This is a genomic window from Actinomadura kijaniata NBRC 14229, assembly GCF_001552175.1.
Lineage (GTDB): Bacteria > Actinomycetota > Actinomycetes > Streptosporangiales > Streptosporangiaceae > Spirillospora > Spirillospora kijaniata.
Genome location: NZ_BCQR01000136.1, coordinates 15,116 through 34,203 on the forward strand (window position 1 = coordinate 15,116; position 19,088 = coordinate 34,203).

23 protein-coding genes are annotated in these 19,088 nt (G+C 72.7%); 11 read left to right on the forward strand and 12 right to left on the reverse strand.

The features are described 5' to 3' along the window. Nucleotides 1-8: 8 nt before the first annotated feature. Nucleotides 9-1,064, reverse strand: coding sequence for a succinyl-diaminopimelate desuccinylase (dapE, locus tag AKI01S_RS34645; RefSeq protein ID WP_067827467.1), 1,056 nt, complete (start codon nucleotides 1,062-1,064; stop codon nucleotides 9-11). A 547-nt stretch (nucleotides 1,065-1,611) separates the two neighbouring features. Between dapE and AKI01S_RS34650 the strand changes: the two genes are divergently transcribed. From AKI01S_RS34650 to AKI01S_RS34675, 6 genes are all read left to right on the forward strand, one after another. After that, the gene (locus AKI01S_RS34650; RefSeq protein WP_218009928.1) at nucleotides 1,612-1,995 is read left to right on the forward strand and encodes a hypothetical protein; all 384 of its coding nucleotides are present in this window, start codon (nucleotides 1,612-1,614) and stop codon (nucleotides 1,993-1,995) included. 176 nt (nucleotides 1,996-2,171) lie between these two features. Further along, the gene (locus AKI01S_RS34655; protein ID WP_245681905.1) at nucleotides 2,172-3,059 is read left to right on the forward strand and encodes a hypothetical protein; all 888 of its coding nucleotides are present in this window, start codon (nucleotides 2,172-2,174) and stop codon (nucleotides 3,057-3,059) included. A gap of 107 nt (nucleotides 3,060-3,166) precedes the next feature. Further along, complete coding sequence (locus AKI01S_RS34660; RefSeq protein WP_067827473.1) at nucleotides 3,167-4,339, forward strand: hypothetical protein; 1,173 nt, start codon at nucleotides 3,167-3,169, stop codon at nucleotides 4,337-4,339. Further along, nucleotides 4,339-5,121 carry an SDR family oxidoreductase gene (locus tag AKI01S_RS34665; RefSeq protein ID WP_067827476.1) on the forward strand — a complete coding sequence of 261 codons (783 nt, stop codon included), beginning with the start codon at nucleotides 4,339-4,341 and terminating at the stop codon, nucleotides 5,119-5,121. The genes AKI01S_RS34660 and AKI01S_RS34665 overlap by 1 nt, the downstream gene beginning before the upstream one ends. Before the next feature lie 9 nt (nucleotides 5,122-5,130). Beyond that, nucleotides 5,131-6,267: a sulfotransferase family protein gene (locus AKI01S_RS34670; RefSeq protein ID WP_067827479.1), complete on the forward strand. Its 1,137-nt coding sequence runs from the start codon at nucleotides 5,131-5,133 to the stop codon at nucleotides 6,265-6,267. Between the two features lie 24 nt (nucleotides 6,268-6,291). Beyond that, nucleotides 6,292-6,735, forward strand: a complete 444-nt coding sequence (locus AKI01S_RS34675) for a universal stress protein (RefSeq protein WP_067827482.1) — start codon at nucleotides 6,292-6,294, stop codon at nucleotides 6,733-6,735. On the opposite strand, the gene AKI01S_RS34680 is transcribed toward AKI01S_RS34675, so the two are convergent. Next, nucleotides 6,719-7,183: a hypothetical protein gene (locus tag AKI01S_RS34680; RefSeq protein ID WP_067827484.1), complete on the reverse strand. Its 465-nt coding sequence runs from the start codon at nucleotides 7,181-7,183 to the stop codon at nucleotides 6,719-6,721. The genes AKI01S_RS34675 and AKI01S_RS34680 overlap by 17 nt on opposite strands. Before the next feature lie 101 nt (nucleotides 7,184-7,284). Further along, nucleotides 7,285-8,427: an acyl-CoA dehydrogenase family protein gene (locus tag AKI01S_RS34685; RefSeq protein ID WP_067827487.1), complete on the reverse strand. Its 1,143-nt coding sequence runs from the start codon at nucleotides 8,425-8,427 to the stop codon at nucleotides 7,285-7,287. 87 nt (nucleotides 8,428-8,514) lie between these two features. Here AKI01S_RS34685 and AKI01S_RS34690 point away from each other — a divergent pair, with 87 nt between their 5' ends. After that, nucleotides 8,515-9,228: a MerR family transcriptional regulator gene (locus tag AKI01S_RS34690; RefSeq protein ID WP_067827490.1), complete on the forward strand. Its 714-nt coding sequence runs from the start codon at nucleotides 8,515-8,517 to the stop codon at nucleotides 9,226-9,228. Between the two features lie 5 nt (nucleotides 9,229-9,233). On the opposite strand, the gene AKI01S_RS34695 is transcribed toward AKI01S_RS34690, so the two are convergent. Continuing rightward, nucleotides 9,234-9,722, reverse strand: a complete 489-nt coding sequence (locus AKI01S_RS34695) for a MarR family winged helix-turn-helix transcriptional regulator (RefSeq protein WP_067827493.1) — start codon at nucleotides 9,720-9,722, stop codon at nucleotides 9,234-9,236. Between the two features lie 97 nt (nucleotides 9,723-9,819). Here AKI01S_RS34695 and AKI01S_RS34700 point away from each other — a divergent pair, with 97 nt between their 5' ends. Genes AKI01S_RS34700 through AKI01S_RS34710 form a run of 3 tightly spaced genes read left to right on the forward strand, consistent with a single transcriptional unit; the run spans nucleotide 9,820 to nucleotide 12,541 of the window. Further along, nucleotides 9,820-10,662, forward strand: a complete 843-nt coding sequence (locus AKI01S_RS34700; protein WP_067827496.1) for an NAD(P)H-binding protein — start codon at nucleotides 9,820-9,822, stop codon at nucleotides 10,660-10,662. Nucleotides 10,663-10,721: 59 nt separating this feature from the next. After that, a complete protein-coding gene (locus AKI01S_RS34705) occupies nucleotides 10,722-12,116 on the forward strand; it encodes an MFS transporter (RefSeq protein ID WP_067827499.1) in 1,395 nt (464 codons plus the stop codon). A 14-nt stretch (nucleotides 12,117-12,130) separates the two neighbouring features. Beyond that, complete coding sequence (locus AKI01S_RS34710) at nucleotides 12,131-12,541, forward strand: MarR family winged helix-turn-helix transcriptional regulator (protein WP_084000543.1); 411 nt, start codon at nucleotides 12,131-12,133, stop codon at nucleotides 12,539-12,541. Here the strand turns inward: AKI01S_RS34710 and AKI01S_RS34715 are convergent. The 8 genes from AKI01S_RS34715 to fdxA all read right to left on the reverse strand — a co-directional run bounded on the left by AKI01S_RS34715 (nucleotide 12,538) and on the right by fdxA (nucleotide 18,717). After that, complete coding sequence (locus tag AKI01S_RS34715) at nucleotides 12,538-14,118, reverse strand: polyamine aminopropyltransferase (RefSeq protein ID WP_067827502.1); 1,581 nt, start codon at nucleotides 14,116-14,118, stop codon at nucleotides 12,538-12,540. The two genes, AKI01S_RS34710 and AKI01S_RS34715, sit on opposite strands and share 4 nt — an antisense overlap. A gap of 31 nt (nucleotides 14,119-14,149) precedes the next feature. Then, the gene (locus tag AKI01S_RS34720) at nucleotides 14,150-14,578 is read right to left on the reverse strand and encodes a DUF350 domain-containing protein (RefSeq protein WP_157420366.1); all 429 of its coding nucleotides are present in this window, start codon (nucleotides 14,576-14,578) and stop codon (nucleotides 14,150-14,152) included. Next, on the reverse strand, nucleotides 14,578-15,540 hold the full coding sequence (locus AKI01S_RS52570; RefSeq protein WP_067827505.1) for a hypothetical protein: 963 nt from the start codon (nucleotides 15,538-15,540) through the stop codon (nucleotides 14,578-14,580). Before AKI01S_RS52570 ends, AKI01S_RS34720 begins: the two co-directional genes overlap by 1 nt. Beyond that, complete coding sequence (locus AKI01S_RS34730) at nucleotides 15,537-15,941, reverse strand: DUF4247 domain-containing protein (protein ID WP_067827508.1); 405 nt, start codon at nucleotides 15,939-15,941, stop codon at nucleotides 15,537-15,539. The genes AKI01S_RS52570 and AKI01S_RS34730 overlap by 4 nt, the downstream gene beginning before the upstream one ends. Then, nucleotides 15,938-16,441: a DUF2617 family protein gene (locus AKI01S_RS34735; protein ID WP_067827510.1), complete on the reverse strand. Its 504-nt coding sequence runs from the start codon at nucleotides 16,439-16,441 to the stop codon at nucleotides 15,938-15,940. Before AKI01S_RS34735 ends, AKI01S_RS34730 begins: the two co-directional genes overlap by 4 nt. Nucleotides 16,442-16,443: 2 nt before the next feature. Further along, a complete protein-coding gene (locus AKI01S_RS34740; protein ID WP_067827512.1) occupies nucleotides 16,444-17,061 on the reverse strand; it encodes a DUF4178 domain-containing protein in 618 nt (205 codons plus the stop codon). Between the two features lie 144 nt (nucleotides 17,062-17,205). Continuing rightward, nucleotides 17,206-18,291 (reverse strand): succinyldiaminopimelate transaminase, encoded by a 1,086-nt coding sequence (gene dapC, locus AKI01S_RS34745; protein WP_067827514.1) that lies wholly within the window; start codon nucleotides 18,289-18,291, stop codon nucleotides 17,206-17,208. A gap of 102 nt (nucleotides 18,292-18,393) precedes the next feature. Continuing rightward, a complete protein-coding gene (gene fdxA / locus AKI01S_RS34750) occupies nucleotides 18,394-18,717 on the reverse strand; it encodes a ferredoxin (RefSeq protein ID WP_067827516.1) in 324 nt (107 codons plus the stop codon). Between the two features lie 88 nt (nucleotides 18,718-18,805). Between fdxA and AKI01S_RS34755 the strand changes: the two genes are divergently transcribed. Continuing rightward, nucleotides 18,806-19,057: a putative acetyltransferase gene (locus AKI01S_RS34755; RefSeq protein WP_174567438.1), complete on the forward strand. Its 252-nt coding sequence runs from the start codon at nucleotides 18,806-18,808 to the stop codon at nucleotides 19,055-19,057. The last annotated feature ends 31 nt before the right edge of the window (nucleotides 19,058-19,088 follow it).

Consider the following 19,088-nt stretch of genomic DNA (forward strand, 5'->3'; position numbering starts at 1 on the left):
CCACGCGCTCAGCCCAGCCAGGCGCGGAGCCGCCGCTCCGCCTCGCCGATCAGCGGGATCTCGACGTGCTCGTCCCTGGTGTGCGCCAGCGTCGGCTCGCCGGGGCCGTAGTTGACGGCGGGCACGCCGAGCGCGTCGAAGCGGGCGACGTCGGTCCAGCCGAGCTTGGCGCGCACCTCGGCCCCGGTGGCGGCGACGAACGCCCGCGCGGCCGGGGCGTCCAGGCCGGGCCGCGCGCCGGACGACGCGTCGGTCACCTCGATCTCGAACCCGTCGAAGAACTCCCGCAGGTACGCCACGGCCTGCTCTTCGCTCTTGTCGGGCGCGTAACGGTAGTTGACGGTCACTACGCACTCGTCGGGGATGACGTTCCCGGCGACGCCGCCGCGGACGAACACGGCGTTCAGGCCCTCGTGGTACTCCAGCCCGTCCACCACGGGCCTGGCGGGCGTGTAGGCGCGCAGCCGGTCCAGGATCTCCCCGGCGCCGTGGATGGCGTTGACGCCCATCCAGGCGCGGGCGCTGTGGGCGCGCTCGCCGCGCGCGGTGACCTCCACGCGGACCGTTCCCTGGCAGCCGCCCTCGATCAGCCCGCCGGTCGGCTCCATCAGCACGGCGAAGTCGCCGGCCAGCAGTTCGGGACGGGTCTCGACCAGCCGCTTGAGGCCGTTGCGGGCGGCCTCGATCTCCTCGCACTCGTAGAAGACGTAGGTGACGTCCCGGCTGGGCGCGGCCAGGTCGTGGGCCAGCTTGAGCTGGACGGCGACACCGCTCTTCATGTCGCTGGTCCCGCAGCCGTAGAGCCTGTCGCCCTCGACGCGCGAGGGCAGGTTGCCGTTCAGGGGGACGGTGTCCAGGTGCCCGGCGAGGATGACCCGCTCGGCGCGCCCGAGGTCGGTCCGGGCGATGACCGAGTCGCCGTCGCGCACCACGGTCAGGTGCGGCAGCGTCCGCAGCGCCTCCTCGACGGCGTCGGCGAGGGCCTTCTCGTTCCCGCTCACCGACTCGATGTCGACGATCGCCGCCGTCAGTTCCGCCACGTCCACAGAGAGATCAAGCCGCATACCCGGAAAGGTTACGCGTCCCTGCGCGATCAGGTGTCCACCCCGCGCTCGCGCAGGACGGCGTTGAGCTCGGCCTTGTCATGCCGCCGCCCCGGCTCCAGCCGCTTGAGCGCCAGCACCGCCGGGGAACTCCCTCATGCGCGTGCCGCCGACCGCCACGCACCGGTCCGGGATCCGGCCCCGGGAGATCTCCTCACCGGTGTGCACGTCGATCACCGGCATCGACGCCGACAGGTTCGTGCCCGCTTCGCTGACGCCCGTCCCCTCAAGGCATACGCCGGTTCGGCCCCGATCACCCGAGCCTCGGGCAAGAGCCTGGTGGTTCACCACCGCAAGGTGAAGAACCAGGGCCTGGCTGCGGCCGGATACCTCTGGGCCTTCTCCGCCCTCAGCACGCCCGGCGTTCCAGCGCGCTGCGCAACACCTTCGACCGCCTACCGGGTTGCCTGTTCCACTGTCTCCGAACTGGCCGGCCCTACAACGAGAACGCCGCTTTCGGAACACGGCTGACCTCGGCTAACGAGCCTCGGTCGGGGACAATTGGATCATGTCGTATCGATGCGGCGTGCGCAGCGCCGAACCGGTCAACGCCGGGGGTCTCCACCGCCTGACCTATCCCGATGAGTCCGGCCAATTCTCCGCCGAGCTCATCGATCCCACGCTGACCGACGAGCAACTCTGCGACCGCTACGGGCTCGACGAGATCCTTCACATGCCCAAGCTCTACACCGCTGTCTATCTCGACGGACCGCTGGCCGGGACCAGGAACCCATACCTCACCGATTGCAAGCTGGGAGCCCGCAGCACCGTCTACTTGCCCCCACGGCCAGGTGGACCAACGTGCACCTACGAACTCGTCAAACTGCCCGAAGGGGACCGGCCAGGTGAGCTGCGGTTGATCGAAATGAACGCCGCACGCCTGACGCCTTGAAGCTCAGCAGGATGGCGCGCTTGGCGCGTTCGTCCACCACGACCTCGCCGGACGCGTCGATCCGGGCGACCCGGACCCGGCGTCCAGGTGCCAGGACCCGCCGCGCGGAGGCGCGGCGATGGACAGGGTCATGGTCCTTGAGCTTACTGGTGGCCATCTCCCGGTACGGTCGACCCGTGGCAGCAAGGGCGAATGGAGAGACCCCGAAGGGGCGGCGGCGGTGGCGCTGGACCGCCGTCGGCACCGGCGTCGCGCTCGCGCTCGGCGCCGGCGGGTACGCGTTGTTCCTGCACGCCCGCCCCTACCTGCACGGTTCGGGGTGCGAGGTGCGCACGGCCATCGGCAAGATGCCGCTGGAACTGGACCAGGCCGCCAACGCCGCCATCATCGCGGGCGTGGCGTTCCGCAAGCAGTTGCCCGAACGCGCCGCGGTGATCGCCTACGCGACGGCCATCCAGGAGTCGCACCTGCGCAACCTGGCGGGCGGCGACCGCGACTCGGTCGGCATGTTCCAGCAGCGCCCCTCGCAGGGCTGGGGCACCCCCGCGAAGCTGCGCGATCCGGTGGTGTCCACCAGCAAGTTCTTCGACGGGCTGGTCAAGGTGAAGGACTACCTGGACCGCGACCTGCACGACGCCGCCCAGGAGGTGCAGCGCAGCGCCGACGGCCGCGCCTACGCCCGGCACGAGCCGGACGGCAAGACGCTGGCCCGCGCGTTCACCGGCCGCGAGCCGGCGGCCGTGCGCTGCTGGTACCCGCCGGACAAGAAGACCGCCCCGCGCCAGGCCGAGGCGCTGCGGGAGATGCGCCGCGCGTTCGGCGGCCGCCTCCAGCCCACGGCCGCCGAGAAGAAGTCGGCCGGCCCCACGCCCCCGCCCCCCGACGGCGTCCGCGTCAGCAACGCGCGCACGGGCTGGGCGGTGGCGTCCTGGGCGGTCACCCACGCCCAGTCCTACGGCCTGACCGAGGTGCGCTTCGCCGGGAAGCGCTGGCACGCCGACTCGGGCCACGACGGCTGGACCACGGACACCAGCGCCCCCACCGACCGCGTCATCATCCGCTAGACCGTTCTCCGGAACCGCGGGCATTGACCGGTGGTAGAACGGGTTCTAGTCTCGACGCGGATGACCAAGCTAACGCTTGGCCGGATCGGGTCGTTCGAGGGAGTGCCGTGAGCACGCAGTCCTTTACGCAGGCAGTCGCCGAGGCCGAGCGGATCGTCCGGGAGGCGCCCCACGCGCGGGACGCGCAGGGGCTCGCCGAAGGGCTGGACTACCTCGCCGGGAGCATCAAGGCGTCGTTGCACATGGCCTGGGCCTACGAGCGGGACTTCCCGTTCTTCGTGCGGTCCACCGGGCCGCACTCCAAGCTGGGGCTGGACAACCCCGACGCGCTCTACTTCAGCGCCTACCTGCGCGACGACGCCGAGTACGTCGTCAGCGGGCGGCGGGGCACCACGGCCGACCTCAGCTTCCAGGTCCTCAACGGCGACTACACCCCGACCAGCTCGCCCGACAGCCTGTCGGCGTTCGACGACCGGGCGTTCGAGGTCGCGCCGGACGGGAGCTTCGAGCTGCGGTTCGGGCCGCCGCGCGCCGACGCCGGGCCCGGCTACCTCACGCTGGGGCCGGGCGCGGCGATGCTGCTGGTCCGCGAGGTGTTCAGCGACTGGGAGGGCGAGCGCCCCGGGGAGATCCGCATCCACCGGGCCGACCGGCTCGGGGTCTCGCCGCCGCCCCCGGCCGACCCGGAACGGGCCGCCAAGCGGTTCGACGTGGCGGGGAGGATCCTCGTGTCGCGGCTGCGGACCTTCCTCGTCTTCCCCGAGTGGCACTACCTGAAGCTGCCGGTCAACACCATGACCGAGCCCCGGATCACGCCCGGCGGGCTGGCCACGCAGTACTCGTCCGCCGGGCACTACGAGCTCGACGACGACCAGGCGCTCGTCGTGACCGTCCCCCGGAGCGACGCCCCCTACCAGGGCTTCCAGCTCGGCAGCATGTGGTACGTCTCGCTGGACTACGTCAACCACCAGACCAGCCTCACCGCCGAACAGGCGCGCGTCGACCCCGACGGGATGATCCGGTACGTCGTCAGCGAGCGCGACCCCGGCCTCGCCAACTGGGTCGAACGCACCGGCCACCGCCGCGGCTACCTCCAGATCCGCTGGCAGCGCCTCACCCGCGGGCTCACCGACGCCGACGGGCCGCGCGTCGAGGTCGTCCCCTTCGACGAGCTGCCCGAACGCCTCCCCTTCCACGACCGCCAGCGCGTGACCCCCAAGGAGTGGGCCGACCGGATCGCCGCCCGGCAGGTCGCCCACGCGCGAAGGATGCTCGGCTGATGCGGCCGCTGCTGGAGGACCGCGTCGTCGTCATCTCCGGCGTCGGACCGGGCCTCGGGCGCGGGCTGGCGCTGCGGTGCGCCGCGGCCGGGGCCGACGTCGTCCTCGCCGCCCGCACCGAGGCGCGGCTGGCCGAGGTCGCCGAGGAGATCACCGGGCTGGGCCGCCGCGCCACCGCCGTGCCGACCGACATCACCGACGAGGCGTCGTGCGAACGTCTGGTGGAGACCGCGCTCAACGTCCACGGACGCGTGGACGGCCTGGTCAACAACGCGTTCTCCATCCCGCCCCTCACCGACCTGTGCGAGGCCGACCAGGACGCGATCCGCGCGGCGTTCGAGGTGAACGTGCTCGCCGCGCTCCGCCTGACCCGGCTGTTCGCCGCCGACCTCGCCGACGGCGCGGGCTCCGTCGTGATGATCAACTCGGCGGTGCTGCGGCACTCGCGGCGCACGTTCGGGGCCTACAAGATGAGCAAGGCCGCGCTGCTGGCCCTCGCCCAGAGCCTGTCCACCGAGCTCGGCCCGCGCGGCGTCCGGGTCAACACCGTCGCGCCCGGCTACATCTGGGCCGACAGCCTCAAGTGGTACTTCGACTACCTGGCCGAAGAACGCGGCGTCCCGCCCCAGCAGGTCTACGACGAGACCGCCGCGACCATCGACCTGCGCAGGCTCCCCGAACCCGACGAGATCGCCGACGCCGTCGTCTTCCTGCTGTCCCCGCTCGCCCGCGCGGTGACCGGGCAGTGCCTGGACGTCAACGGCGGCGAATACCACCACTGAGGAGAACGCATGGCGGCGGGACGTGACAGTGTCGGGACGGTCGAGGACCTGCACGCCTCGGCCAGCCGGATCACCGGCCTGACCGACTTCGGCGGCGACGACCACCTCGACGGGCTGGAGGTGCTGCTGGAGTCCTACGCCAAGGACGCCCGGCTCACTCCGCTCGGCAACAAGGTGCAGCGCGCGTTCCTGCGCGGCGCCCTCGCCGCGCGGCTGTTCGCCGAGGACGCCTGGAAGCGCCACCCCGAACACGCGGACGTCCCGGTCGAGCGTCCGATCTTCGTCACGGGCCTGCCCCGCACCGGCACCACCGCCCTGCACCGGCTGCTCACCGCCGACCCCGCCCACCAGGGCCTCGAAGTGTGGCTGGCCGAGGTCCCCCAGCCCCGGCCGCCCCGCGACACCTGGGCCGACGACCCCGTCTTCCAGGCGATCCAGGCGGGCTACGAGCGCCACCACGTCGAGCACCCCGAGTTCATGGGCGTGCACTACATGTCGGCCGACATGGTCGAGGAGTGCTGGCAACTGCTGCGGCAGTCGATGCGGTCGGTCTCGTTCGAGTGCCTGGCGCACGTGCCGGCCTACTCGGCCTGGCTCGCCGGGCAGGACTGGACCCCCGCCTACCGCCGCCACCGCCGCCTGCTCCAGCTCATCGGCCTTCCCGACGCGGACCGCCGCTGGGTGCTGAAGAACCCCAGCCACCTGTTCGCGCTGGACGCCCTGCTGGCCGTCTACCCGGACGCGCTGGTCGTGCAGACCCACCGCGACCCCCGCACCGCGATGGCGTCGATGTGCAGCCTGGCCGCGCACGCCACCGAGGGCTGGTCGGAGCTGTTCACCGGCCCGGTCATCGGGCGCGGCCAGCTCGACCTGTGGAGCCGCGGCCTGGCGGCGTTCCGCGCCGAACGGACCCGCCACGACCGGGCCCGGTTCTTCGACGTCCGCTACGAGGACTTCGTCCGCGACCCCCTCGGCACCGTGGAGGCGATCTACGCCCACTTCGGCCTGCCCCTCACCGACGGGGCCCGCGCCGCGATGCGGGGGCTCCACGCCGGGAGCCGCACCGGCGACGCCCGTCCCGCCCACCGCTACGACCTGGCGGACTTCGGGCTGACCCCGGAGGAGGTCGACGCCCGCTTCGCCTGACGGCACCCCCTCTAAGCTGGCGGTATGAGCGACGACGCGGGACCGGTCGGGCCCAGGGTGATCGTGGTCGGGGTGGACGGATCCGACACCTCGCTGCGGGCCGGGGCCTACGCCTGGGGGCTGGCGCGGCGCAGCGGGGCGCGGCTCGTCCTGGTCCACGTGACGCCGGTCGGGACGCTGGGCGCGCTCACGCCGGGCGGCGCGATGGTGATGCGGGAAGCCGGGGCGCAGGTGGACGCCGAGCTGCGGGCCCAGCTGGAGCGCATCGCGGCCGAGGCGCGGGACGTGCGGTACGAGTTCCACGCGCGGGAGGGCGACCCCTACACGGTGCTGTCGCGCGTCGCCGACGAGGAACGCGCCGACGCCGTCGTGGTGGGCGCCTCCCAGCAGGCGGGCCACCGCCTGGTCGGCTCGGTGGCGGTCCGCCTGGTCCGCGCGGGCCGCTGGCCGGTCACCGTCGTCCCCTGACCGCGTTCCCTCCCCGCGCCAGCAGCCGCCAGGGGATGAGCAGCAGCAGCCCCGCCAGGGCGGTCACGTAGACGATCGCCTGCGGTTCGGGGCCGCCGGACGGCGGCGGCGCGACCACCCGTACCGGGTTGCGCGGGTCGTAGCCGACCGCGAGGATCTGCCCCTGCCGGACCTCGCCGACGTCGTCCAGCAGGACCCTGGCCGACACGTCCCGGCCCCCGGCCCGGAACCGCACCATCGCGACCCCGTCGCCCTCGCCGGAGGCCCCCTCGTCCCGAACGGCCGCCTCGGCGACCCCCGTCACGGTCGCGTCCACGGTGACGGCCCGGCGGGCGAACGCCGCGTCCTCCGCGTGGATCCCCCACGCGATGACCAGCAACGCCCCGCCGAGCCCCACCCGGAACAGGACCGCCCAGAGCCGCTCCCGCCCGAACCCCGCATCACCCATGATCTGTTGGATGCCTCCGGCGGGGGCCCGGGTTCTGGCGCCGGACCGATCAAACAAACATTCATGTCCCGGTGGTCTTCGCCCCGGACCGGTGGAACGGATCAGACGCCGAGGCCGCGGCCGATGATCTCCTTCATGATCTCGGTGGTGCCGCCGAAGATGGTCTGGATGCGGACGTCCTGGTAGGCCTTGGCGATCGGGTACTCGTTCATGTAGCCGTAGCCGCCGTGCAGCTGGACGCAGCGGTCCACCACGGTCTTCAGCATCTCGGTGGTCCACCACTTCGCCATCGAGGCGTTCTCGGCGGACAGGGCGCCCCTGACCTCCTCGGCGATGCACTGGTCCAGGAACGCCTGCGCCACCGTGATCTCGGTCTTCATCTCCGCCAGCGTGAAGCGGTTGTGCTGGAACCTGCCGATCGGGCGGCCGAACGCCGTGCGCGTCTTGCAGTACTCCAGGGTCGTCTCGAACGCCTGCCAGGAACCAGCCACCGCCGACACCGCGATGCACAGGCGTTCGCGGGCCAGGTTCTGCATCAGGTAGATGAAGCCCATGCCCTCCTCGCCGAGGAGGTTCGCCCTGGGGACGCGGACGTTGTCGAAGAACAGCTCGGCGGTGTCCTGGGCGTGCATGCCGACCTTGTCGAGGTTGCGGCCGCGGGTGAAGCCGGGCATGTCGCGCTCGACCATCAGGAGGCTGACGCCGTGCGCCCCGGCTCCGGGGTCGGTCTTGGCGGCGACGATCACCAGGTCGGACAGGATGCCGTTGGTGATGAACGTCTTGGAGCCGTTGAGGACGTAGTCGTCACCGTCCTTCACGGCCGTGGTCTTCATGCCCTGGAGGTCGGAGCCGGCGGCGGGCTCGGTCATGGCGATGGCGGTGATCAGCTCGCCGGAGCAGTAGCCGGGCAGCCAGCGCCGCTTCTGCTCGTCGGTGAGCAGCTGCCGCAGGTAGCCGCCGACGACGTCGTTGTGCACCGCGAAGCCGGGGCCGCTGGCCATGGCGCGGGCCAGTTCCTCGTTGAGGATCGTGTAGTAGCGGTAGTCGTCGTCGCCGCCCCCGCCGTACTCCTCGGGCATCTCGATGCCCAGCAGCCCCTGCCGGCCGGCGGCCAGCCACACGTCGCGGGAGACGACGCCGTCCTTCTCCCACTGCTCGTGGTGGGGCGTGACCTCCTTCGCGATGAAGGACCGCACCATGTCGCGGAACGCCTCGTGCTCCTCGGTGAAGATCTCCCGTGCCATGCGGCGGCTCTCCTCAGGGGTAAGTGGTTCCTGATACAGCTTCAATGTAACACTGGCACTGTCACATAGATCGGCGCAGGGAGCCCCATGGCGGACATGACGGTGGACGAGCTGGCCGCCCGTGCCGGGATGACCGTGCGCACGGTGCGGTTCTACGCCGGCAGGGGCCTGCTGCCGCCACCGCGGCTGCGGGGCCGGACCGGGCTGTACGGGCCCGAGCACCTGGCCCGCCTGGAGCTGGTGCGCGAGCTGCAGTCGCTGGGGCTGACGCTCGCGGCGATCGAGAAGCACCTGGAACGCATCCCGCCGGACGCCCCGCCCGAGGACCTGGCCCTGCAACGGGCTCTGCTGTCCCCCTGGGCCCCGGAGGAGCCCGAGGACCTGGACCGCCACGAGCTGGACCGCCGCGCAGGCCGCCATCTGGACGAGGAGGCCCTCAGGCGGCTGGAGGCCCTGGGCGTCGTCGAACGCGACGGCGACGCCGTCCGCGTTATCAGCCCGGCGCTGCTGGGCGTGGGCGCGGAGCTGGCCGGGCTGGCGATGCCGCTGGAGACGCTCGTCGCCGCGCACGAGGCGGTGGACCGCCACACCACGGCCCTGGCCGCCGAGCTGCAACGCGTCTTCCAGGACACCGTCGTCCGCCCCTACCGCGAACGCGGCCGTCCCCCCGAGGAACGCGACCGCCTGCTGGAGCTGGCGACGAAGCTCAAGCCGCTGATGATCCAGTCGCTGGTGACCAGCTTCCAGCGGGCGGTGGACAGGACCCTTCGTGACTCCGTGCCGCGCGCGCCGGGGCGGTAAACGGCTCAGCCGTCCCTGGCCAGGCCGCGTTCCCGCAGTGAGGCCAGCGAGTCCACGTACCTGAGCATCAGCCGCGCGAACTCCAGGCGGTCCCGCTCCGGCCAGTCGGCGGTGATGTACTCGAACGCCTCGCGCTGGTGCCGCCGGAACCGCTCCATCAGCTCGGTCCCCTCGGGCGTGAGCTCCAGGACGGTCCGCCGCCCGTCCCGCTGGGAGGCGGCGCGCCGCAGGTAGCCCGCCTTGATGTTGTCGGAGACCATGCGGCTGCCGACCGAGGGGTCCACGCCCAGCACCTCGGCCACCATCCCGACGGTGACCTCGGCCTCGGCGTCGCGCGTGTGCTCCAGCACGATGTTGAGGACCAGGGTGCGGCTGAGGTCCTTGGCCGAGATCGGGTTCTCGACCTCCAGCAGCGAGGTCCGCCGGAGCTTGGAGAACGCCGGGCCCACGGCGTTCAGCAGTTCGTCGGCCGTCGCCGGCCCGCTGTCGCTCATACCGACCATCGTAGGTCCTGCACGTCAGCAGGCATGTGTTGACATGAAATTATGTGCATGCAAACATGCATATGTCGTCAAGCACGAAAGGAATCTCATGACCATCCTCGTCACCGGATCCCGCGGCAAGGTCGGCCGGGGCGTCGTCGCCCGGCTGCACGCCGCCGGGCTCCCCGTCCGCGCCGCCAGCGCCGCCCCCGCCGAGCTGACCGTCCCCGACGGCGTCGCGACCGCCGAACTCCGGCTCGACGCCCCCGAGACCTTCGACGCCGCGCTCGACGGCGTCCGGCAGGTCTTCCTGTATCCCGAACCTTCCGGCATCGACGCGTTCGTCAAGTCCGCGCTGGCCGCGGACGTCGAACACGTCGTCCTGCTGTCGTCCTCCTCGGTCCTCGCCCCCGGCGCCGAGACCGACCCGCTCGCCTCGCCCAGCCTGCTGGTCGAACGCGCCCTCGCCGCCTCCGGCCTGACCGGCACGTTCCTGCGGCCCGACGCGTTCGCCAGCAACGCCTTCGGCTGGGCCCACCCGATCTCCCGGGGGCTCCCGGTGGAGCTCGCCTACCCGGACGCCTCCCTCGCCCCCATCCACCCCGACGACATCGCCGACATCGCCGTCGCGACGCTCACCGGCGACCTCCTGCGGGGCCGCGCGGCCACCCTGACCGGCGCGCAGGCCCTCACCTTCCGCGAGCAGCTCGCGATCCTGTCGGAGGCCACCGGCCGCGACATCCCCCTCGTGGAGATCACGCACGCCGAGGCCGAGGAGCAGATGGCCCGGTACATGCCCGCCCCGATGGCCGCCTCCCTGCTCGCCCTGCAGAAGGAGGCCGCGGAGGGCCCCGCCGCCATCGCCGACACCACCGGGACCCTGCTCGGCAGGCCCGCGCGCACCTTCCGCCAGTGGGCCGCCGAGAACGCCGCCGCCTTCACCGGACGCTGACCGGGCGGGCCGATGCACGACAGGGCCCGCCCCCCTCCCCACCTCGACAAGGCATCCTCATGACCACTCCCGTGGCCTCCTCCCCCTCGGCCACCTCTCCCCCGGCCGACCGGCGGCGCTGGGCGATCCTCGCCGTCGTCCTGTTCGCCTCCGTCCTCGACCTGCTCGACGCGACCATCACCAACATCGCCGCCCCGTCCATCGCCGCCGACCTCGGCGGCGGCGCGGCCCTCGTCCAGTGGCTCGGCGCGAGCTACGCCCTGGCCATGGGCGTGCTGCTGGTGGTCGGCGGGCGGCTCGGCGACCGGTACGGCCGACGCCGCCTGTTCCTGGTCGGCATCACCGGTTTCACCGTGGCGTCGGTGGCGTGCGGGCTGGCGTTCGACCCCGCGTCCGCCGTCGTCTTCCGGCTCGCGCAGGGCGCGTTCGGCGCGCTGCTGATCCCGCAGGGGTTCGGCATCCTCGGCGCGGTGTTCCCCCGCGACGAGATCGGCAGGGCGTTCGGGGTGTTCGCGCCCGCCCTCGGCCTGTCGGCGGTCGGCGGCCCGGTGCTGGCCGGGTTCCTCATCGACGCCGACGTGCTCGGCCTCGGCTGGCGCGCCATGTTCCTGATCAACATCGTGCTCGGCGGCCTCGCCGTCGCGCTGGCGGTCCGGCTGCTGCCCCGCGACGGCGGCGACCGGACGGTCGGCATCGACGCCCTCGGCGCCGCCCTGCTGGCCGCCGCCATGCTCGGTCTGCTCCACGGGCTGATCGACGGCTCCGCGCACGGCTGGACCGCGCTCCCGGTCGGCTGCCTGGCGCTGGGCGCGGTGTTCCTCGCCCTGTTCGGCCTGCGGCAGCGCACCGCGGCCGCCCCGCTCATCGAGCCGTCGCTGCTGGCCAACCGGGGCTTCACCTCCGGCCTGGTCCTCGGCCTGGTGTTCTACGCCGCGGTCTCCGGCCTGCTGCTGGTGCTGTCGCTGTACCTCCAGAACGACCTGCGCCGCACCCCCGCGCAGACCGCCCTCGGGCTCACGCCGGTCGCCGTGGGCATCATCATCGCGTCGCTGGCCGCCCACCGGTTCATCGCGCGCCTCGGCCGGCGGCTCGTCCTGGTCGGCCTGCTCCTCACCCTCACCGGCGTCCTCGGCGCGCTCGCCGCCGTCGAGGCGGCCCCGGGCTCCTGGCCGCTCTCCCTGCCCGTCCTCGTCACGGGCCTCGGCATGGGCACCTGCTTCGGCACCGTCTACGACGTCACGCTCGGCGACGTGGACCCGGCCGGGTCGGGCAGCGCCAGCGGTTCGCTGTCGGCCGTCCAGCAGCTCGCCAACAGCATCGGGGCCGCCGCCGTCACCACCGTCTACTTCCACACCGGCGGCGTCGCGCCCAGCCTGGCCGTCGTCGCCGCCCTCACGTTCGCCTGCTGCGGCCTCGTGCGGCTCATGCCGCGCGACGCCCGCGCCCACCACTGAGAAGGAGGACCGCCGTGAAACCCATCGGCTACTGGCTCAACCGCGCCGACCGGGCCATCACCGACCGCATGAACGGCGCGCTCGCCGCCCACGGCCTCACCCGCGTCGGCTGGCAGATCCTCAACGTCGCCGAGCACGGCGCCACCGACGCCGAGGTCGGGTCGGCCCTGGCCGCCAACGCCGACGCGCCCACCCTCACCGGGACCGTCGGGACGCTGCTGGCCGACGGCTGGCTGACCCGCCCCGCCCAGGACCGCCTGGCCCTCACCGACGGCGGCCGGGAACGCATGGCCGCCGTCGCCGAACGCGTCAGGGCGTTCCGCGAACTGTCGCTGACCGGGATCTCCCCCGAGGAGTACCGCACGGCCGTCGACGTCCTGGAACGCCTGACCCGCAACCTCGAAGAGCCCGGCGGGTCCGTCTAGGCGTCCTTCCACTCCTCGTTCTCGTAGTCCACCAGGCGGGGGTGGACCAGGGTGTTGATCTCGACGTCGCGGTGCCGCAGGTCCCGGCCGAACGCGGTCGAGGCCCGCAGCACCTCGGCGTCCAGGAACCGCAGGTCGGGAACGTCGGCGGGCAGCGTCAGCGCCGGGGCCCGGCCCTGCGCCGCCAGCACGTAGCCCCAGTCGCCGAAGCTGGGCACGTCCACGTGGTACGGGACGACCTCCAGCCCCGCCGCCCGCACCGTCTTCTCGATGCTGCGGAACGACTTGGGCGCGAAGTACGGCGACCCGGCCTGCACCACCATCCGGCCGCCCGGCGCGAGCAGCCGCTTCACCATGCCGTAGAACTCCAGCGAGTACAGCTTGGCCGTGGCGACGTCGTCGGGGTCCGGCATGTCCACGACCACCGCGTCGTAGCGGCCGGACGCCGACCGCAGCCAGGAGAACGCGTCGGCGGTCACCACCCGCACGCGGGGGTCGTCGAACGCGTGCCGGTTCAGCCCGGCGATCTCCCGGTGGGTGCGGGCCAGCCGGATCATCTCCGGGTCCAGTTCCACCAGCGTCGCCTCGCGCACGTCCCGGTACCGCAGCACCTCCCGCAGCGCGAGCCCGTCGCCGCCGCCCAGGACCAGCACCCGGCCCCGGGGACCGGCCAGCACCGGGTGCACCAGCGACTCGTGGTAGCGGTACTCGTCCACCGAGGAGAACTGGAGGTCCCCGTTCAGGAACAGCCGCAGGTCGGGCCGTCCCGACAGCGCGACCCGCCTGGTGATCACGATCTCCTGGTAGGGCGTCCGGGTCGCCAGCGCGATCGGGTCGCGGTACAGCGCCTGCCGCGCCGACACCTCGAACCCGTCGGCCAGCGCGTACGTCGCGCCGAGCACCGCCAGCACGCCCGCCATCCCGGCCCACAGCCCGGTGCGCGCCGCGCGCCGGACCTGCCGCCGGAACAGCCACAGCACCACGGCGATCCCGGCGACGGCGTTCACGGCCCCGACCAGCAGCGCGCCCTTGATGTGCCCGAACAGCGGCAGCAGCACGAACGGGAACGCCAGCCCGCCGACCAGCGCCCCCACGTAGTCGGCGGCGAACAGGTCGGCCACCGCCGACCCCGCGTCCTGCCGCCGGATGCGCTGGAGCAGCGTCATCAGCAGCGGGATCTCGGCCCCGACCAGCGCGCCCACCGCGAACGCCACGACCACCAGCGCGGGCACGTACAGGTCCAGCCACGCGAACGCCGCGTACAGCACCAGCACCGACAGCCCGCCGACCAGCGCCAGCGCGCCCTCGATCACCGCGAACGCCACCACCGGCCGCCCCTGCAACGGTTTGGCCAGCAGCGACCCCACGCCCATCGCGAACACCATCACCGACAGCACGATCGACGCCTGCGTGACGGAGTTGCCGACCAGGTAGCTCCCGAGCGCGACCAGCGCCAGCTCGTACACCAGCCCGCACGCCGCGCACGTGAACACCGCCGCCAGCACGGCGCTGCGCGCCGCCCGCGCGGGCAGGCTGAGCGCGCCGCCGGTCGCGCTCCCGCTCTCGTTCTCGCTCATCCCGGAACCCTCCCCCGAACGGTCCGGGACGTCAGGAGATCGCGGCGGCGACGATCGCGGCCGTGCCCAGGTCGGCGGCGGCGACCACCCAGCACGCCGGGTGCAGCGTCTCGGACTGCACCACGGTCGCGCCGAGCTTGCCCGGCGTCATCAGGTCCAGCAGGTAGAACGCGACCACCATCAGCACGATCCCCAGCACCCCGTACACGGTGGTGCTGAGCAGCCCGGCGGCGATGTCGTCCTCGCTGCTGACGATGGCGGTGGTGACGATCGCGCCGACGCCCAGCAGCTTGGCCGCCAGGATCAGGGCCGCGCCCCGGTTGCGCTGGGTCCAGATCTGCTCGCCCAGCTTCCCGGGCGTGGTGATCTCCACGACCAGGTAGCCGAGCGCCATCAGCGCGATGCCGAGGGCCCCGTAGGCCAGCAGGGCGCCGCTCTCGGCGAGGATGTCGTTGATCATCAGTTGCCCCTCCGGGTCCGGACGGCGGCGACGGCGATCCACGCCACGCCACCCACGATCAGTCCGATCGCGATGGTCAGGAAGATGTAGAAGCCCGCGCCCCGGCCCGGCAGGGTGTCCCCGGCGGGCACGGCCTGCGCCGGGGCGTCGGGGACGGGTCCGGCCTTGCCCTCGGACGCCATCAGCAGCGGCAGCCCGCCGATCGCGTCGGCCAGCCGCGCGATGCCGTTCTCACCGGTCAGGTCGGAGCCGTAGATGTCCATGCGGATCTCGGGACTCGGGATGTCCCCGCCGAAGTTGGTCTCGACGTCGAGGTCCGCCGACGTCCACTCCTCCTCGATCGAGCTCCAGGTGTACTCGGCCTTCAGCACCGCCCATTTCGGGCACACCTCGGGCCGTTGCCAGGGGGCGATGTCGACGCCGAGGTTCGACCCGTACTCCACTCCCGAGCCCCGCAACTCCGCCGCGAGCGTGGGCGAGGGGCCGCTGGGGGTCGGCGTGGGACTGGCCGTCCGCGTGGGCCGGGTGGTGGGCCGGGTGGTGGGCCGGGTGGTGGGCCGGGTGGTGGGCCGGGTGGTGGGCCGGGTCGTGGGCCGGTTGGTCGGCCGGGTAGTGGGCGTGGGCCGGGCCGAACGCGTCGGCGTCGGTGACGGCGTGGCGTTCGGCTGGGGGCTGAACGTCCCCGGATACGACGGCGTGACCTTCTGGACGTCCCCGAACCGGTCCGAGTCGATGATCCACCCGTAGCAGACGCCCTGCGCCTTGGCGGCGGCGTCGAGGCGCGCGACGAGCTGCCCCGACTCGCGCGGCCCGAACACCGGGGCGGTGCCGTAGTTCACCTTGTCCTTGTCGAACATGCCCTTGTAGAGCAGGCCCACCAGGATGGGGGAGAAGGTGAGCAGCAGGACCACCACGGTGATCCAGCAGCCCACCTTGTTCGACTTGTCGTCGCCGGAGCTCACTTGCCCTCCCCTGGTCCGCCGCCGCGGAACGTCGAGGCGCGCCCGCCCGGGCCGCCCCAGCGCCCGCCGAGCGACGAGTGGTAGCGCGCGTAGCCGCGCGCCGGAGTGTCCACGGTGATCCGCGACCCGGCCCCGGCGGGCCGCACGCCCACGATGGCGCTGCGGTACCGCAGGTAGACGCCGGTCGGGTCCGTCACGCGGTCGTCCGGCTTGTGCTTGGCGGCGATCCGCTCGGCGGTGCGCAGCGGGCCGTCCGCCGACCGGTAGGTGTCGGGCCCGGTCTTGGGGAAGGTGCGGGAGATCCAGCCCTTGGGCGAGGATCCGCCGGCGAACAGGGCGATCAGCAGGATCAGCGCGCCGAGCCCGGCCAGCAGCCCGCCGCCGATGAGCGCTCGTTTCATCGCAGGTCCCTCAGCAGGCTCCGCGTCATGACGACCTCCTGGGTCTGGGGGTAGGTGTGCCAGGTGCGCCAGCCGTACCCGGTCGGCGCCGCGGGGTCCGCGGGGTCCACCGCGAGCGCGGTGACGGCGTGCGGGGAGCCGGGGAACACCCCGACCAGCGCGTCGTCCCGCGTGTCCAGATCGGCGAGCAGACCCTCCACGGCGCGGCGGAAGCCGGCCGCGTCGTGGACGCGGGTCTCGTCGCGGAACTCGTAGGACCAGTCCCGGATCCGGCCCCGGAACCGGCCGGGCAGCCGGTCGTGCCCGGGCAGGCACGCGACGGTCTCGCTGAACGCGCCGACGATCACCTGGTGGGAGGCGCCGAGCAGGCGCAGCTCCACCGCGTGGCCGGAGCGTTCCACCGTCCGCACGGCCAGCGCCTCCAGCGGCGCGAGCCCGAGCGCGAACGACAGCGCGTCGGCGCGGGTGTCGGCGTAGGGGATGTCGAGGGCGGCGGGCAACGTCAGCTTCCGGGGTAGATCGTCATCGTCCCGGCGGGGACGGCCTCGCCGACGCCGAGCTCCCAGGTCCCGCCGCCGTACCGCTCGAACGACAGGTACCGGCCGCCGGGCCCCTCGTAGTCGACGTACTCGACCTGTCCCTGGACGCCGACGCCCGTGGTGCCCTCGCTCTGGTAGGTGGCGGTCCCGTGCTCGTCCCGGCGGTAGGAGACCCCGTCCACCTCAAGGAGCTTCGCGTCGGGCTTCAGGTCGCCGATCTCGCGTTCGGTCCACCACACGACCTCCAGGTCGGGGTCCTCCTCCACGGAGATCCAGACCTTGCCGCCCTCGGCCCCGTCCCGGTCCAGCAGGTGCTCGGCCCAGGTGAACCCGCCCTCGCGCATCCGCAGCGAGCCGCGCACGAAGTACCGCTCGCCCAGGTACTCGATCATGTCGCCCGCCTTGACGGCGCGCGGGTCGCCGCCGGGCAGGTCCTCGGCCGCGAACGGGTCGCGCGGCGCCGCGGCCGGTCCCGGAGGAGCTGGTTGCGACGCTGACCTGCGGCGCAGCATGATCACAATGATCACGGCCAGCGCGGCCAGGATCAGCGCCAGCAGAAGCGCGATGACGGTCTCGGTCATGAGGGGCCCTCCGCTGTGCGGCCGACGTTCCAAGGGGGCGTGGACCAGCGGATACTACACAAGCAACATCACTGATCCATCTCCGTATCAGAGGAGACGAAAGCCCCGCCGGTTCCCTCCGGCGGGGCTTTCCCAAGAAAAGGGTCAGAGGCGGGCGACGGCGGCCGCGACGCGCTCGTCGGTCGCGGTGAGCGCGATCCGCACGTGCCGCGCGCCCGCCGGGCCGTAGAAGTCGCCGGGGCCGACCGTGATGCCGAGGTCGGCGAGGTGCCCGACGGTGTCCCAGCACGGCTCGTCGCGGGTGGCCCACAGGTACAGCCCGGCCTCGGAGTGCTCGATGCGGAACCCGTGCCGCTCGAACGCCGCCAGCAGCGCCGACCGCCGCCGCGCGTACCGTTCGCGCTGCTCGGCGACGTGGGCGTCGTCGTCGAACGCGACCGTCATCGCCGCCTGCACCGGGGCCGGGACGATCATCCCGGCGTGCTTGCGGACCTCCAGCAGCCGCTTGATGATCTCCAGGTCGCCGGTGACGATCCCGGCGCGGTATCCGGCCAGGTTGGAGCGCTTGGACAGCGAGTTGACGGCGAGCAGGCCCGTGTGCGAGCCCTCGCACACGTCCGGGTGCAGGATCGACACCGGCTCGCGTTCGGGGTCCCAGCCGAACTCCAGGTAGCACTCGTCGCTGACGACGACCGCGCCGCGCTCGCGGGCCCAGGCGACGACCTTGCGCAGGTGCTCGGCGGGCAGCACGCGGCCGGTCGGGTTGGACGGCGAGTTCACCCAGATGATCCTGGGGACGGCCGGGCCGAGCGACAGCAGCCCGTCGGTGGCGACCGGCTCGGCCCCGGCCAGCCGCGCGCCCACGTCGTAGGTGGGGTAGGCCAGCTCGGGGAAGACGACACGGTCGCCGGGGCCCGCGCCGAGCAGCGTCGGCAGCCAGGCGACCAGCTCCTTGGTCCCGATGACCGGCAGCACCGCGTCGGGGTCGGCGCCGGTCACGCCGTGCCGCCGCCGCAGCCATCCGGCGACGGCCTCGCGCAGCGCGGGCGTCCCGTAGGTGGCGGGGTAGCCGGGGGCGTCGGCGGCGGCCGCCAGGGCCTCCCGGATCGGCGCGGGGGTGGGGTCCACGGGCGTTCCCACGGACAGGTCGACGACGCCGTCCGGGTGCGCCGCGGCGCGTTCCCGGTACGGCTGCAGACGGTCCCACGGGAAGTCCGGCAGCGTGAACAAGGGCCCACCCCTCTCGGTACAGGCTCGGTGCAAGACCACTCGGTACAAGACCAAGGGCCGTGACCTCCCGCCGGGGGAGGGCCACGGCCCGCGGCGCGAACGTCAGTCCTGGGTCTGCGGCGGCAGCGCGGCCACGATGGGGTGGTCCTTGTCGATCTTGCCGACCTTCGAGGCGCCACCGGGCGAGCCCAGATCGTCGAAGAACTCCACGTTGACCTTGTAGAAGTCCTTCCACTGCTCGGGGACGTCGTCCTCGTAGTAGATGGCCTCAACCGGGCAGACCGGCTCGCACGCACCGCAGTCGACGCACTCGTCGGGGTGGATGTAGAGCTGGCGCTTGCCCTCGTAAATGCAGTCGACCGGGCATTCCTCAATGCATGCCTTGTCGAGCAGGTCCACGCAGGGCTGCGCAATGATGTAGGTCACGTTAGTGACTCCTCTCCCGGCTCACCGCAAGCTCGCTGTGAATAGTATGGCCGTCACGGCGCAGTCGATTCGACACGGGGGTCCTCACATGTCCGGCCGACTTGCCGCGCGACTGGTGGTCTCGATCAGTCCCGCGGACGTGGGCCAGCGGGTCTCGCTGCGCCGCCGTCTGCCGGAGGGAGCGTACAGCGACGTCGTGGGCGTCCTCGAATCCTGGGCCGACGGCGTGCTGCGCGTCCGCCGCCGCACCGGCGAAGCGGTCGAGGTCGCGGAGGCCACCGTGGTCGCGGCCAAGGTCGTCCCCCCGGCGCCCCCGGAGCGCCGCCGCACCGCCTCCTAGGTCGTATTTCAAAAGCCCTGGCCCACGGCGC

What these genes read in the sequence shown, in the direction of transcription:
- AKI01S_RS34670 (WP_067827479.1), top strand. Translation starts at nt 5,131, where the DNA reads ATGGCGGCGGGACGTGACAGTGTCGGGACGGTCGAGGACCTGCACGCC.
- AKI01S_RS34675 (WP_067827482.1), top strand. Translation starts at nt 6,292, where the DNA reads ATGAGCGACGACGCGGGACCGGTCGGGCCCAGGGTGATCGTGGTCGGG.
- AKI01S_RS34730 (WP_067827508.1), bottom strand. Translation starts at nt 15,941, where the DNA reads ATGAAACGAGCGCTCATCGGCGGCGGGCTGCTGGCCGGGCTCGGCGCG.
- AKI01S_RS34685 (WP_067827487.1), bottom strand. Translation starts at nt 8,427, where the DNA reads ATGGCACGGGAGATCTTCACCGAGGAGCACGAGGCGTTCCGCGACATG.
- AKI01S_RS34700 (WP_067827496.1), top strand. Translation starts at nt 9,820, where the DNA reads ATGACCATCCTCGTCACCGGATCCCGCGGCAAGGTCGGCCGGGGCGTC.
- AKI01S_RS34705 (WP_067827499.1), top strand. Translation starts at nt 10,722, where the DNA reads ATGACCACTCCCGTGGCCTCCTCCCCCTCGGCCACCTCTCCCCCGGCC.
- AKI01S_RS34680 (WP_067827484.1), bottom strand. Translation starts at nt 7,183, where the DNA reads ATGGGTGATGCGGGGTTCGGGCGGGAGCGGCTCTGGGCGGTCCTGTTC.
- AKI01S_RS34740 (WP_067827512.1), bottom strand. Translation starts at nt 17,061, where the DNA reads ATGACCGAGACCGTCATCGCGCTTCTGCTGGCGCTGATCCTGGCCGCG.
- AKI01S_RS34695 (WP_067827493.1), bottom strand. Translation starts at nt 9,722, where the DNA reads ATGAGCGACAGCGGGCCGGCGACGGCCGACGAACTGCTGAACGCCGTG.
- AKI01S_RS34690 (WP_067827490.1), top strand. Translation starts at nt 8,515, where the DNA reads ATGGCGGACATGACGGTGGACGAGCTGGCCGCCCGTGCCGGGATGACC.
- AKI01S_RS34720 (WP_157420366.1), bottom strand. Translation starts at nt 14,578, where the DNA reads ATGATCAACGACATCCTCGCCGAGAGCGGCGCCCTGCTGGCCTACGGG.
- AKI01S_RS34755 (WP_174567438.1), top strand. Translation starts at nt 18,806, where the DNA reads ATGTCCGGCCGACTTGCCGCGCGACTGGTGGTCTCGATCAGTCCCGCG.
- dapE (WP_067827467.1), bottom strand. Translation starts at nt 1,064, where the DNA reads ATGCGGCTTGATCTCTCTGTGGACGTGGCGGAACTGACGGCGGCGATC.
- AKI01S_RS34650 (WP_218009928.1), top strand. Translation starts at nt 1,612, where the DNA reads ATGTCGTATCGATGCGGCGTGCGCAGCGCCGAACCGGTCAACGCCGGG.
- AKI01S_RS34715 (WP_067827502.1), bottom strand. Translation starts at nt 14,118, where the DNA reads ATGAGCGAGAACGAGAGCGGGAGCGCGACCGGCGGCGCGCTCAGCCTG.
- AKI01S_RS34665 (WP_067827476.1), top strand. Translation starts at nt 4,339, where the DNA reads ATGCGGCCGCTGCTGGAGGACCGCGTCGTCGTCATCTCCGGCGTCGGA.